13 protein-coding genes and 1 riboswitch are annotated in these 13,477 nt (G+C 71.0%); of the genes, 6 read left to right on the top strand and 7 right to left on the bottom strand.

Going from position 1 to position 13,477, the window contains the following annotated elements; translation table 11 throughout:
* Window positions 1–244: 244 nt before the first annotated feature.
* Both panC and ABT061_RS33590 read right to left on the bottom strand, forming a co-directional pair.
* Window positions 245–1,072, bottom strand: a complete 828-nt coding sequence (panC, locus tag ABT061_RS33595) for a pantoate--beta-alanine ligase (RefSeq protein ID WP_350925731.1) — start codon at window positions 1,070–1,072, stop codon at window positions 245–247.
* A gap of 413 nt (window positions 1,073–1,485) precedes the next feature.
* The gene (locus tag ABT061_RS33590) at window positions 1,486–2,376 is read right to left on the bottom strand and encodes a Rossmann-like and DUF2520 domain-containing protein (protein ID WP_350925615.1); all 891 of its coding nucleotides are present in this window, start codon (window positions 2,374–2,376) and stop codon (window positions 1,486–1,488) included.
* Window positions 2,377–2,797: 421 nt separating this feature from the next.
* Here ABT061_RS33590 and ABT061_RS33585 point away from each other — a divergent pair, with 421 nt between their 5' ends.
* The 3 genes from ABT061_RS33585 (at window position 2,798) to ABT061_RS33575 (ending at window position 5,930) form a co-directional block, all read left to right on the top strand.
* Window positions 2,798–3,763 carry an SAM-dependent methyltransferase gene (locus ABT061_RS33585; RefSeq protein ID WP_350925613.1) on the top strand — a complete coding sequence of 322 codons (966 nt, stop codon included), beginning with the start codon at window positions 2,798–2,800 and terminating at the stop codon, window positions 3,761–3,763.
* A 173-nt stretch (window positions 3,764–3,936) separates the two neighbouring features.
* Window positions 3,937–4,695, top strand: a complete 759-nt coding sequence (locus ABT061_RS33580) for a GNAT family N-acetyltransferase (RefSeq protein WP_350925611.1) — start codon at window positions 3,937–3,939, stop codon at window positions 4,693–4,695.
* 128 nt (window positions 4,696–4,823) lie between these two features.
* Complete coding sequence (locus ABT061_RS33575) at window positions 4,824–5,930, top strand: DUF418 domain-containing protein (RefSeq protein ID WP_350925609.1); 1,107 nt, start codon at window positions 4,824–4,826, stop codon at window positions 5,928–5,930.
* Between the two features lie 21 nt (window positions 5,931–5,951).
* Here ABT061_RS33575 and ABT061_RS33570 read toward each other — a convergent pair whose 3' ends face one another.
* A complete protein-coding gene (locus ABT061_RS33570) occupies window positions 5,952–7,151 on the bottom strand; it encodes a cytochrome P450 (protein ID WP_350925607.1) in 1,200 nt (399 codons plus the stop codon).
* Between the two features lie 140 nt (window positions 7,152–7,291).
* Entirely contained in the window at window positions 7,292–8,035 is a 744-nt protein-coding gene (locus ABT061_RS33565) for a TerC family protein (protein ID WP_350925605.1), read from the bottom strand.
* Window positions 8,036–8,242: 207 nt separating this feature from the next.
* Window positions 8,243–8,358, top strand: a riboswitch (SAM riboswitch).
* A 52-nt stretch (window positions 8,359–8,410) separates the two neighbouring features.
* Here ABT061_RS33565 and ABT061_RS33560 point away from each other — a divergent pair.
* Genes ABT061_RS33560 through ABT061_RS33550 form a run of 3 tightly spaced genes read left to right on the top strand, consistent with a single transcriptional unit; the run spans window position 8,411 to window position 12,134 of the window.
* Window positions 8,411–9,751, top strand: coding sequence for an aminotransferase class V-fold PLP-dependent enzyme (locus ABT061_RS33560; RefSeq protein WP_451935214.1), 1,341 nt, complete (start codon window positions 8,411–8,413; stop codon window positions 9,749–9,751).
* A 17-nt stretch (window positions 9,752–9,768) separates the two neighbouring features.
* Window positions 9,769–10,950: an NADH-quinone oxidoreductase subunit D gene (locus ABT061_RS33555; RefSeq protein ID WP_350925603.1), complete on the top strand. Its 1,182-nt coding sequence runs from the start codon at window positions 9,769–9,771 to the stop codon at window positions 10,948–10,950.
* Window positions 10,951–10,967: 17 nt separating this feature from the next.
* On the top strand, window positions 10,968–12,134 hold the full coding sequence (locus ABT061_RS33550; RefSeq protein ID WP_350925601.1) for an acyltransferase family protein: 1,167 nt from the start codon (window positions 10,968–10,970) through the stop codon (window positions 12,132–12,134).
* Between the two features lie 9 nt (window positions 12,135–12,143).
* On the opposite strand, the gene ABT061_RS33545 is transcribed toward ABT061_RS33550, so the two are convergent.
* The 3 genes from ABT061_RS33545 to folB are packed head-to-tail and all read right to left on the bottom strand — an operon-like array spanning window position 12,144 to window position 13,449.
* Entirely contained in the window at window positions 12,144–12,596 is a 453-nt protein-coding gene (locus ABT061_RS33545) for a DUF3180 domain-containing protein (protein ID WP_350925599.1), read from the bottom strand.
* A complete protein-coding gene (folK, locus tag ABT061_RS33540; protein ID WP_350925597.1) occupies window positions 12,593–13,090 on the bottom strand; it encodes a 2-amino-4-hydroxy-6-hydroxymethyldihydropteridine diphosphokinase in 498 nt (165 codons plus the stop codon). The genes ABT061_RS33545 and folK overlap by 4 nt, the downstream gene beginning before the upstream one ends.
* Complete coding sequence (folB, locus tag ABT061_RS33535) at window positions 13,087–13,449, bottom strand: dihydroneopterin aldolase (RefSeq protein ID WP_350925727.1); 363 nt, start codon at window positions 13,447–13,449, stop codon at window positions 13,087–13,089. Before folB ends, folK begins: the two co-directional genes overlap by 4 nt.
* Between the last annotated feature and the right edge of the window lie 28 nt (window positions 13,450–13,477).

Below are 13,477 nucleotides of genomic sequence, written 5' to 3'. Positions count from 1 at the left end.
AGTCATAGAGGCCGTTCATTTCGTCAGCGTGACGATAACGCCATCCCCGGCGCGGCTGTTCCCCGGGGTAGGACATTTCACTCACTCCCGGAACCACAGTGCCTCTGGGCCGTGGGCGGCCGGAACGGGAACCCACCGGCGGGAGATTCGCGCGCGGGTGAGCGGTGCACCCGCCTGCCGGGCGCACGGCGAACCCCCGCGCGAGGAACCGGGCGCCACCGCGTCGCGGGAGAGCCTCCGGAACTCAGCGAAGGGTGAGCGTGACGTTGTCGATCAGCCGGGTGGACCCCACCCGCGCGGCCACCGCGAGGATCGCCTCGCCCGCGTGGTCGTCGCCGACCTCGGCGAAGGTCGCGGGGTCGACCAGGACCAGGTAGTCGACGGCCAGCGACGGCTCGGCCGCCAGAACGGCGAGCGCGGTCCGGCGGATCTCCGCCGGCGTGCGCTGCCCGGCCCCCGCGTGCAGAGCGCGGGACAGGGCCAGACCGGCCACCCGGTCCTCCGGCGACAGGTAGCGGTTGCGGCTGGACAGCGCCAGCCCGTCCGGCTCGCGGACCGTGGGCGCCCCGACGACGGAGACCGGCAGATTCAAATCGGCGACCATCCGGCGGATCATCGCGAGCTGCTGGGCGTCCTTCTGCCCGAACACCGCCACGTCCGGCTGGACCAGGTTGAACAGCTTCAGCACCACGGTCAGCATGCCGTCGAGGTGCCCCGGCCGGAACTCTCCCTCGACGATCGAGCCCATCTCCCCCGCGGAGACGCCGACCTGCCTGTCCGGCAGGTACATGTCCTCGACCGACGGGGCGAACACCACGTCCACCCCCTCGGCCTCACAGACCTCCAGGTCGGCATCAAAAGTACGGGGATAACGGGAAAAATCCTCGTTTGGGCCGAACTGGAGCGGGTTCACGAAGATGCTCACCGCCACATGGGCCGCCCTCTGCCGGGCCAGCCGGATGAGCGAGCGGTGTCCCTCGTGCAGCGCGCCCATGGTCGGCACGAGCGCCAGCGCGCTCCCGCCCCCGGAGGCACCCACGCCGATCCCCAGGGCCTCCCGGGCCTTGAGCAGCCCTGCGCGGTCGTCCGCCACGATCAATGGAACCTCCCGGGGGTGCTCCGGCCGGCCGGCCGGAGAGGGGTGACGTTCATCGAAATTCCTGGAGAGTGGAGACCCCCGACCTCAAGCGTACGGAGGGAGAGAACAGCACCGACCGGCTCCCCCCCGGCAGACCGACCCCCGCCTCAGGCCGGCGGCCGGGGAGACCCACGGCGTCGACCGGCCCCTCGCCGGACCGGCACCCTCGTCAGGCCGATCCCCTCCGCCGTGTTCGGCGAGGAGACCGCCGGGTTCACCCGGCAGGTGAATCGCCTCCCTGTCACGGTTCCGGTGTTCGAAACGGTCAGGGCCGGCCCGCCGCTCCCCTCGGGGAGCGGGGAGTCATCGGATCGGTTTCCTCCGTCAGGCCGGTGGCCGAGGGGGGCTCAGGTCCATACGTTGCCTCCCAGGGCGTCCAGAAGGCGTTCGGCGGCCTCGGGCTTGAGCAACCCGGCCGCCAGCGCCCGGTCGGCCGTGAGCCTGGCGAGCGCCACGTAGGCGTCCGCGGCCTCCGGGGCCGCGAGGATCAGCGCGTCCACGTGCCTGCGGACGGTACCCGCGTCACCGCGCACCACCGGGCCGGTCAGCCCCGAGATGCCGAGCCTCAGCACGTTCTCCAGCGCCGCGCCGAGCAGCGGGCCGAGCATCCGTCCCGGCTGCTCCACGCCGATCTTCTCCAGCAGCTCGGAGGACTCCGCGATGAGCGTCACCATGTGGTTGGCCGCTCCCGCGAGGGCCGCGTGGTAGAGCGGCCTGTCCTTGTCGGCGATCCAGACCGGCTCGCCCTCCATCTCGATGACGAGGGCCTCGGCCACCGGGCGGAGCCCTTCGGGCGCGGTCACCCCGTAGGAGATGCCGGTGAGGCGGCGCAGGTCGTCGTCACGGCCCGTGAAGGTCATCACGGGATGCAGCGCCAGCGGCAGCGCTCCGGCCCTGATCGCCGGATTGAGCACGGCCAGGCCGTACGCGCCGCTGGTGTGCGCCACCAGCTTGCCCCGCAGGTTCGCACCGGTCTCCACCAGGCCGGAGACCAGCTCGGGCAGCACGTCGTCGGGGACCGTCAGCAAGACGAGGTCCGCTCCGGCCACCACGTCCTCGGGCCGTACGGGGACGAGCCCGAGGCGCTCGACCGCACGCTCCCTGGAGGCGTCGGAGACACCGCTCGTCGCGACGATCCGGTGTCCCGCCCTGACGAGCGCCGCGCCGAGCGCCGAACCGACCCTGCCCGCTCCAACCACTCCGACGGCCAGCCGTGCCGGGCGATCGACTGCGTCCATGACGTCACGTCCTTCGACCATGTGGGGCTTCGTGCCTGATTGACCAGCGTAACGGGCCGCGCCGCCGCAACCGCGTCAAGACGCGGGTTCCGGCGCGACGGCCCTGTTCCACCCCGGGAGCCCGGAACCGGGCCCCCGAGAGCGCATGAGACCCGCCAGAGGGCCGGAGAGTCCGGCTCGCCCGGCGATCCAGGTGACAGCGCGTCAACCCCGCCGAGATCCCCGAACCGGGCGACACAGACCGTACGGGGTCCACGCAGAGCCGGAAAACCCGGCCCACCCGGTGATCCAGGTGGCGACGCGCCGACCTGGCATCAACAAAGATCATGCGAGCCGATGACAGAATGCAGTCATGCACTCAGCCGAAGCGTCAGCGCGAGTTGATCTCGTTCCTCCGCCTCGGCGGGTAGCGTCTGAGAGTGTGTGGCTCACCTGGCGCGCCGCGATGGAGCACGCGCTCTACGGCGAGAGCGGTTTCTACCTCCGCGAACGACCCTCCAGTCACTTCCGGACCTCGGTCGGCGCCTCCCCTGTCTTCGCCGAGGCCGTGCTGCGCGAGTTGACCTCGGTTGACGAGGTGCTCGGCGGCCCCGAGGTGCTCGACCTGGTCGACATCGGCGCCGGTGAGGGCTTGCTGGCGGCCGGGGTGCTCGCCGCCGCACCGCCCGCGCTGCGGTCGAGGCTCCGAGTGACCGCGGTGGATCTGGCGGCCAGGCCGCCGGCGCTGCCCGAGGAGATCGTCTGGGTAAGGGCCGCGCCGGACGGGATCTGCGGCTTGGTGATCGCCAACGAGTGGCTGGACAACGTTCCCGTCGACATCGTGGAGCAGACCGCCGACGGACCCCGGCTGGTCCTGGTCAACGTCACCGACGGTGAGGAGCGGCTCGGTGGCAGACCGGCCGAGGCGGATCTCGCGTGGCTGGCCCGCTGGTGGCCGATGCGCGCCACCGGTGAGCGGGCCGAGATCGGCAGGCCACGCGACCGGGCCTGGGCGTCGGTGATCGTACGGTTGGCACGCGGCCGGGCGATCGCGATCGACTACGCCCACTCCCTGGCCGACCGGCCGCCGTACGGCACGCTGGCCGGATACCGCGACGGGGCGATGGTCGCGCCGGTGCCCGACGGCTCGTGCGACATCACCGCCCACGTGGCGCTCGACGCCTGCGCGGCCGCCGGCGAGAGCGCCGGGGCCGTCACGACGGCGCTGACCACGCAGCGGGAGGCGCTGCGCGCCCTCGGCGTCACCGGGAACCGCCCGCCGGTCGAGCAGGCCAGGATCGACCCGCGCGGCTACCTGCACACCCTCGCGCGGGCCTCCGAGGAGGCGGAGCTGATCGCCCTCGGCGGCCTCGGCGGCTTCGGCTGGCTCTCCCAGACCCGCCTCTGAAAAGACCGCCCACCCGCGGCGAACACCTCGAACCGATCGCCGCCGGGGCCCGGCGGCTCCGTCCGGCTCCGTCCGGCTCCGGACTCGACGACCGCCGGGTTGTCGGAAGTGGCCCGATCCACCCGGCCGGGGGAAGCCGAGCAAAGATCCTTTCGCCTCGTAGGGTCTATGCCATGAGCACTTCCCCGACACACGCCGTTCCCGCCGAACGCATGGCCTCTCTCCAGCTGGCCGTCCAGAACTCCGCCGCCTTCTGGACGGCTCTCGCCCAGACCCGGGGAAGCGAGCTGATCCGCCGCCCCGGCTTCCTCTGCTCGGACGGACGCGAGCGCGGCGGGCTGCGGATCCTGCTGCTCTCCCCGGACCCCGGTCCGGACGATCTCGCCGAACTGACGGACCTGGCCCGGCGCCGGCTTTCCGACGGGGTCGTCGTCGAGGATCCGTTCGGCTCGGTCGACATGAGCGCTCTGGGCCTGCCCTCGGGACAGCTTCCCGTCATGATCCGCCACCCCGGTCCGCTCCCCGCGCCGCCGGCCGTGGAGGTCATCCACGTGGAGACGGTGGAGCAGCTGCGGACCGCGGAAGGCATCGTGGTCCACGGATTCCCGCTGACCAACTTCCAGCCCTACCGCCCGGGTGACGCCTTCTCCAAGGACCTGCTGGGCCACCCTGGAGTCGATCTGTTCCTCGCCGCGCGGGACGGGGTGCCCGCCGGGGCCTGCATGACCGTCGTCGACGGTACGGTCGGCGGGACCTACTGGGTGACCACCCTGCCGGAACACCGCTCCCACGGAGTCGGACGGGCGCTCATGCACGCGGTCCTGGCACACCTGGGGGACCTCCCCGCCACCCTGACCGCGGCCAAGGCCGGCAAGCCGCTCTACGACTCCCTCGGCTTCGACACCATCACCGATGCGACCTGGTGGATGTGACAGGGTCCCGGGCAACGGAACCCCGCCTGAGAGCCGAGCTGCGGGACCGGTCAAAAGTACGGCCGAGACGGTGCGAACCCTGCTTTTGACCGATGCCCGGTACCGGACCGGGTCCGCAGGATGCCCCCATGCCAAACGAAGACTCCCCTCCGGTGCCGAAGGCCGAGGATCCGGCCGAGCGTCACGGCGGCGGGCCGGCGCGCCCACGTCGGGCCGACGGCCGAAAAACCCCCGCGACGTCCTCCCCCGGCCGCCCGCGTATCGCCGCGCTCGACGTACTGCGCGGGTTCGCGCTGTGCGGGATCCTGCTGGTCAACGTCAAGCCGATAGCCAACATCGACGTCGGCCACGTGGTCGTGGATTCGCCGGCGGACCCGGAGGGCGCGTGGCTGGGGCTGCTCGTCGATCAGCGCTTCTTCCCGATCTTCTCCCTGCTGTTCGGCATCGGCTTCTCACTGCTGCTGAACTCCGCCGTGGACCGCGCCGCCGCCCCTCGGACACTCCTGCTCCGCCGGCTCCTGGTGCTGCTCGGGGTGGGCCTGGCGCACATGTTCCTGCTGTGGCGGGGCGACATCCTCACCGTCTACGCCGTCATCGGCCTGCTGGTGCTGCTGCCCTCGACCTGGCTGCCCCGGTGGGCCGTGGCCGGCCTCGCCCCCGTGCTCCTCGCGGCACCGTTGATCGCCGGTCAGAACGGGATCGTGCTGGTCCCCGGGCTGTTCCTGCTGGGCTCGGCCCTGGTCAGGTACGGGGTGATCGACCGGATGGAGCAGTCCACCCGGGTACCGGCCGTGCTGGGCCTGGTCTTCGCGGCGGGGGCGGTGCCCGCCCTGTGGTGGCAGGTCGGCCTGGCCGGCGACACGAACGACCCGGGTTTCGGCCTCTCGATGGCCGTGGCCGGGTTGCTGCTCGCGGGAGTGTACGTGTGCGTGTTGCTGGTCCTGCTCAGGACTCCGCTCCGACCGGCGCTGCGGGCCGTCTTCGCACCACTGGGCCGGATGGCGCTGACCAACTACCTGACCGCCACGATCCTGGTGCTGGCGGCCGGTCGCGTCCTTGGCGGCTCGCCGGAAAGCTGGGCCCTGGCGACCGTGTTCCTGATCGCCGGCGCCATCCTCTCCGCCCAGTGGCTCCTCTCCACCCTCTGGCTGCGCCGATACCGCTACGGCCCCCTCGAATGGCTCTGGCGCTGGGCCACCTGGGCCCAGCGCCCGCCCTTGCGCCGCTCCCCTTGACGGCACCGCGCGCGAGCCGGTTCAGACCCGCACGTCCAGGGCGGTGAGGCCACGGATGACGTACCCAGGGCCCCAGCCGGGCTCGGTGGCGAGTTCCAGCTTCGGTGCCTTGCGGAGCAGGGCGCCGAAGGACTCGATCAGTTCGATCCTGGCCAGGGGGGCGCCCAGGCAGAAGTGGATGCCCGCGCCGAAGGAGATGTGCGGGTTGTCCACCCGGCCGACGTCGAAGCGGTCGGGGTCGGCGAAGACCTCGGGGTCCCGGTTGGCCGAGCCGAACAGCAGCGCCACCTCGGTGCCGCGCGGGATGTCCACCCCGCCGACGGTGATGTCCTCCAGGACCCAGCGCTCGAACATCTGCAGCGGGGTGTCCCAGCGCATCATCTCCTCGATCGCGGTGGGCAGCAGGCCGTGGTCGGCACGGAGCCGCTCCAGCTCGCCCGGGTTGCGGAAGAGCGACCACCAGCCGTTGCCCGTGACGTTGACCGTGGCCTCGTGCCCGGCGTTGAGCAGCAGCACGCAGGTGCCGACCAGCTCCTCCTCGGTGAGCTTGTCGCCCTCCTCGGCCACCAGGGCGAGCGCGCTGATCAGGTCGTCGCCGGGGTTCGCCCGGCGGGCGCGGGCCAGCTCGACGAGGTAGGCGGAGAACTCCTCGGCCGCGCGTACCGCGGTGTGCTGGGCCTCGACGGAGGGGTTCAGCTCGTACATCCCGCAGATGTCGGCGGACCAGGGGCGGAGCAGGTGCCGGTCGGCCTCGGGCACGCCGAGCATCTCCGCGATCACGGTCACCGGGAGCGGCTCGGCGACCTCGGAGATCAGGTCTCCACCGCCGCGCTCGACGAAACGGTCCACCAGTCCCCCGGCGATCTCGGCGACCTTGGGGCGGAGCGCCTCGACCATGCGCGGGGTGAACGCCTTGGAGACCAGGCGCCGGAGCCGGGTGTGCACCGGCGGCTCGACGTCGAGCATCCCGGCCCTGACCACCCGCCAGAACGGGTCCTGGAACTCGGGGTCGTCGGGCCTGCCGAACTCGGCGTGGGTCGCCACGTGCAGGTAGGAGCGGCCGAGCCGACGGTCGCGCAGCAGCGCGTTGACGTCGGCGTGCCGGGCGACCAGCCACTGGCCGGTCGGTTCAAAGAAGCTGACCGGCCGCTGCCGCCTCAGCTCGTCGTAGACGTCGTACGGATGGGCGACGAATTCCGGATTCCAGGGATCAAAGCGCACACGGACATCGTAATGTCGCCCCATGCGTCAATTGTCTGTTCCGCCCCCTGGAGCTGGGCAGACGGATGCCCGGTGGCCCCAGCGCCATCGCCTTCTGAGGCTGAACCGTCCGCCGACGTTCGACAGCCCGCCACAGGCCGCTACACCTCGGTCGGGCTGTCCGACTTCTCGGGCTGGGCCGTCTTGGTGCGCAGCCGGATGTTCAGCAGCTCCACGATGAGCGAGAAGGCCATCGCGAAGTAGATGTAGCCCTTGGAGATGTGCTGCCCGAGGCCCTCGGCGATCAGCACGACGCCGATCAGCACCAGGAACGACAGGGCGAGCATCTTGATGCTCGGGTGCTTGTCCACGAAGCGGCTGATCGGCCCCGAGGCGAAGAGCATCACCAGGACCGAGACGATCACGGCCGCGACCATGACACCGAGCTGGTCGACCATGCCGACCGCGGTGATGACCGAGTCGAGGGAGAAGATGATGTCCAGCAGCATGATCTGGGCGATCACCGAGCCGAAGGAGGCCGCGACCTTGGCGCTGCCGTGCCCGGTCTTGCCCTCGATGCTGTCGTGCATCTCGATGACGCTCTTGCCCAGCAGGAAGAGACCACCGGCGAGCAGGATGAGATCCCGTCCCGAGATCGGCTGACCGAGGACCTCGAAGAGCGGCGATGTGAGTTTCACCACCCAGGCCAGCGCCAGCAGCAGCGCCAACCGGCTGACGAGGGCCGCGAGGAGGCCCAGTCTGCGCGCCTTGTCGCGCTGCTCGGGCGGGAGCTTTCCGGCCAGGATCGAGATGAAGATGATGTTGTCGATGCCGAGCACGATCTCCAGGGCGACGAGGGTGACGAACCCTATCCAGATCTCCGGGTTGGTCACCCAATCCAACATCCGTGCCTCCAACCGGTTCTACTTGATCACCACCGGCACGACGAGACCCGTCGTTCGGCATTATTCAGCCACTACCAGGACAAACATCACCAGCCGCCCGGCTCCACCAGGCTCACTGCCCAGACGAACGGGACTCCTCATGAGTTCCCGAACATGAGAGACAGCACTTGCGAATTCCCGCCAGACGTCGGTTATAGTTCCCCCGTAGGTCATGAGTGCCAGTGACAAGCCCCGGCTCGCTGGCCGGCAACCCTCGCGTCCGCGGCGGGGTGCCCCGGGTGAGGACCTGGTCCGGCACGAGGTGTGCCGGACAAGCGCGGGCTCCAGGCACCTGTGCCATGGGTTGGGGTCCGATGACCTCGAAGGAGCCCTGGCGTGTCCGCACTGACGATCTTCACCGCCACCGCCGCCGACGCAGCCGACGCGGCCACCCCCGCGACCGCCCTCGGGACCACCCCGGTGACCGTCCCCGCGACCCGTACGTCCGGCGACCGGCCGATCCCCGCCGTGCTCGGCTCCGACCTGGAGGTTCCGGTCAGGGGCGGCAGGCTCGTCCGCTACGCCAACCTCGACTACGCCGCGAGCGCCCCCTGTCTGGAGCCGGTGAGCGCCGCCGTCGCCGCCGCGCTCCCGGCGTACTCCAGCGTCCACCGAGGCGCCGGGTACGCGTCCCAGCTGACCACGGCCCGCTACGAGCAGGCCAGGCAGACGGTACGCGCCTTCGTCGGTGCCCGTCCCGACGACTCGGTGATCTTCACCAGGAACACCACGGACGCGACCAACCTGCTGGCCCGCAGCCTGCCTGAGGGCACCACCGCCGTGGTCTTCGACACCGAGCACCACGCCTCGCTGCTGCCCTGGGAGCGCGCCCTGCGGCTGCCGGCCCCCGCCTTCCCCGGCGAGGCGGTCCGCGCCGCCGACGAGGCCCTGGCCTCGGTCGAAGGTCCCAAGCTGCTGGTCGTGACCGCCGCCTCCAACGTCACCGGGGAGCTCTGGCCGATCGCCGCGCTGGCCCACATCGCCCACCGCCACGGCGCCCGCGTCCTCGTCGACGCCGCGCAACTCGTCCCGCACCGCCGCCTCAACCTGACCGCGCTCGACCTGGACTACGTGGTCTTCTCCGGCCACAAGCTCTACGCCCCGTTCGGCACCGGCGCGCTGATCGGCCGTTCCGACTGGCTGGCCGACGCCGAGCCGTACCTGCGGGGCGGCGGGGCGGTGAAGGCGGTGAACGACGACGAGACCGAGTGGCACGACGACCCCGAGACCCGTCACGAGGCCGGAACCCCGAACGTTCTGGGCGCCATCGCGCTGGCCGCGGCCTGCGACGCCCTGACCGCCACCGGCTGGACCCCGCTGGTCCGCGAGGAGGAGCGCCTCCTCGACCGGCTGCGCGCGGGCCTCGCCTCCGTCCCCGGCGTGCAGGAGCTGTCCCTGTGGGGACCCGACCATCCGCGCGTCGGCATCGTCTCCTTCGTGGTGGACGGCCGCACCGCCCGCGAGGTCGCCGAGGCCCTGGCCGGCGACTACGGCATCGGCGTCCGGGACGGCAAGTTCTGCGCCCACCCCTTCGTACGGCACCTGCTGGACGCCAAGGACGGCGGCTGCGACGACCCCACCGCCTCCGCGGTGCGCGCCTCCATCGGCATCGGCACCACCTCCGAGCACGTCGACCGGCTGATCACCGCACTGCGGGATCTTGCCTCGCGCGGCTGACGTGACAGCATAGGCATATGAACGAGCCTCGCCGTGAGCTGAGCGTGGGGATGGGGGCGGGTGCCGCCGCCGTGCGGGAAGCGCGCGGCAAGGAGCTCGCGACCGAGGACATGATCCTCAACATCGGGCCGCAGCATCCGTCCACGCACGGGGTGCTGCGGCTGCGGCTCACCCTGGACGGGGAGCGGATCAGCTCGGCCGAGCCGATCGTGGGCTACATGCACCGAGGCGCGGAGAAGCTGTTCGAGGTGCGTGACTACCGGCAGATCATCGTGCTGGCCAACCGGCACGACTGGCTGTCGGCGTTCGCCAACGAGCTGGGCGTCGTCCTCGCGGTGGAGCGGATGCTCGGCATGGAGGTGCCGGTCAGGGCGGTCTGGACACGCACGCTGATGGCCGAGCTCAACCGGGTGCTCAGCCACCTGATGTTCCTCGGCTCCTACCCGCTGGAACTCGGCGCGATCACCCCGGTGTTCTACGCGTTCCGGGAGCGCGAGACCCTCCAGGCCGTGATGGAGGAGATCGCCGGCGGGCGGATGCACTACATGTTCAACCGGGTCGGCGGCCTGAAGGAGGAACTGCCCGAGGGGTGGCTGGGCCGGGTCGCGACGGCCGTGGCCGACGTGCGGCGACGGCTGCCGGACATCGAGAACCTGATCGCCGGAAACGAGATCTTCCTCGCCCGTACCCGCGGGGTGGGCGTGCTGGACCGTGAGACGGTCATGCAGTACGGCGTGAGCGGCCCGATCGCCCGCGCCTCCGGCGTCGACCTCGACCTGCGCAGGGACGAGCCCTACCTCGCCTACGGCGAGCTGCCGGTGAAGGTGGTCACCCGCTCCGCCGGAGACTGCCATGCCAGGTTCGAGGTGCTGCTGGAGCAGGTGAAGGTCTCCCTGGACCTGGCGGACGCCTGCGTGCGGCGGCTCCGCGAACTGCCCCAGGGGCCGATCAACCAGCGCCTGCCCAAGGTGCTGAAGGTCCCCGAGGGCCACACCTACGCCTGGACGGAGAACCCGCTCGGCCTCAACGGCTACTATCTGGTCTCGCGCGGGGAGAAGACACCGTGGCGGATGAAGCTCCGGTCCGCCTCCTTCAACAATGTCCAGGTGCTGCGCGAGATGCTCCCCGGCAACCTGGTCTCCGACATGGTCGCCATCCTGGGCTCGATGTTCTTCGTCGTCGGCGACATCGACAAGTGAGGCACGGTCAGGAGCACATGATCGAACCCGGCAGGGACCAGGAGAAGGCGACTCCCCCGATGACACCCGCGTCCCCCGCCGACCCCGGCGGCTCTCCGACCGGCGGCAGGCCACCGCGGGACCGGTACGTCGACTGGTTGCGCGCGTTCAGCCTGCTCGTCGTGGTGCTCTGGCACTGGGCTTTCACGATCCTCCAGTGGGGGCCGGACGGCCCCTCGCCGACGAGCCCGCTGGGCTTCACCTCGGGGCTGTGGATCCTGACCTGGCTGCTGCAGGTGTTGCCGCTCTTCTTCTACGTGGGCGGGTACGTCCACCTACTGTCCTGGAACCGCGCCCACGAGCACGGGATGGGCATCGGCACCTTCGTGTGGCGGCGCATCCGCGGCCTCGCGATCCCGACGCTGGCGCTGGCCGGAACCTGGATCGTGCTGGGCGTGGTCGTGACCTGGGCGTTCGGGATCAAGTGGATGAACCGGGTGGTCCTGCTCGTCATCAGCCCGCTCTGGTTCATCGGCGTCTACCTCATGCTGATCGCCCTGCTCCCGGTCGCGCTCTGGCTGCACCGGCGCTTCGACGTGCTGATCCTGATCTGGCTGGCCGGGGCCGCGCTCGTCGTCGACGTGCTGCGACTGCGCTACGGGTACGAGGCCGTGGGCTGGCTCAACATGATCATTGTCTGGGGGCTGGCCCACCAGGCCGGGTTCTTCTACGCGAGGGTGGTGGCGCTTCCCCGCCGCTTCGACGTCGCCATCCTGTGGACCGGGCTGTTCGCGCTCTTCGGCCTGGTCTACTCGGACATCTACCCGGGCTCGATGGTCGGCGTGCCCGGCGACAAGCTGTCCAACATGGCACCGCCCACCTTCGTCATCGTGGCGTTGTTGATCTTCCAGATCGGCCTGGTGGAGGTGCTGAGGCCGGCCATGGAGCGCCTGCTCGACCGCCCCAGGTGGCAGCGCGTGAACGAGACGGTCAACCGGTTCGCGCTCCCGCTCTTCCTCTTCCACACGACCGGCATGGCCATCTGGGTGGCGCTGACCTGGTGGCTGGCGGGCAGCGGGCCGGGCAGCCGGGCCCGGCCCGACCTGCTCTGGTGGCTGGAACGCCCCCTGGCCGTCGCCGGAGCACTGGTGTGCACCCTCCCGGTCATCATGCTCTTCGGCCGGAAGTGGGCCAGGGGGCGCTGACGCGTCCGCTCAGCGGTCGTCGTCCGCGGAGTCCTTGGGCACCTTGCAGCAGTACTCCAGGTACAGGGCCGCGCAGACCAGCAGCACGCACACCAGCATCGACCCGCCGGTGATGAAGAAGTCCTGACGGGGCACCCTCTGGTCGAGCAGTTCGGCGGTGTAGAGGGTGAATCCGGCGAAGAGTCCGGCGAAGACCGCCCCGGCGTACGCGGAGGCCTTGGCCAGGGCCGCCAGCCGGGCCACCGCCAGGGGATCGACGGGCTTGGTGTCGGGCCTGCGCTCGATCCTGGCCTTCGTCATCCACCCGCTGTAGGCCTCGCCGATCGCCAGCACGAGCACCGTCGGGATCGCCGTCCACGGCACGGTCGGCAGGGACACGTAGAGCGGCTTGAGCAGCGCCCAGGTGAGGATGGTGACCACGACGAAGAGCCCGACGAGGACGCCGGGACGGCTGGGCCTCACCCGGGCCCCTGGAGGGCCAGCTCGGGGCGGGGCCGCACGTAGTCCTGGTCGAGACCGGCCAGCAGATCGGCCACCCGGCGCCCGGACAGGACGGCGTCCGGATCGGCCCGCACCCACGGGACCAGCACGAACGCCCGCTCGTGCGCCCTGGGATGCGGCAGGGTCAGGTCCGGGTCGTCCATGACGACGTCTCCCACGGTGATCAGATCGACGTCCAGGGTGCGCGCTCCCCAGCGCTCCACCCGGACCCGGCCGAAGGCGTTCTCCACACCTTGAGCACGATCGAGGAGGGCCAGGGGTTCCAGCGCGCTCTCGGCGATCACCACCGCGTTGAGGTAGGCGCCCTGCTCCGGGCCGCCGACCGGGTCGGTCTCGTAGACCGGCGACACCGCGACGAGCGTGAGCCCCGGTTCGGCGAGGAGGGCGTCCAGCCCACCCCGCAGGGTGCCGAAACGGTCGCCCAGGTTGCTGCCGAGCGCCAGGACCACCCTCATGCCCGGCTCCGGGTGATCGTCACGATCACGTCGTCGAACGGCAGCGGGATCGGCGCGGCGGGCTTGTGCACGCTCACCTCCGCCGACCGGACGAGCTCGCGGGCCAGGCAGACATCGGCCAGGCGCTGAGCCAGGGTCTCGATCAGGTCGACCGGCTCGCCCGCCACGACCCTCGCCAGATCCTCGGCGAGCTCGCCGTAGTGAACCGTCCTGCCGAGGTCGTCGCCGGCCGCCGCGGGCGCCGTGTCGAGGAAGAGCGTGACGTCGACGACGAACTCCTGGCCGAGCTCCCGCTCCGCCGCCAGCACGCCGTGCCGCCCGCGCACCCGCAGCCCCTTCAGGCTGATCCGGTCCGCCACCCGGTCTGACGGCAGGCCGTACGCCGCA

It is taken from the genome of Streptosporangium sp. NPDC002544, from assembly GCF_040295965.1.
Classification (GTDB): domain Bacteria; phylum Actinomycetota; class Actinomycetes; order Streptosporangiales; family Streptosporangiaceae; genus Streptosporangium.
Note: the sequence above shows the minus strand (reverse complement) of the source record. Positions and strands in the feature narration are given on the sequence as shown.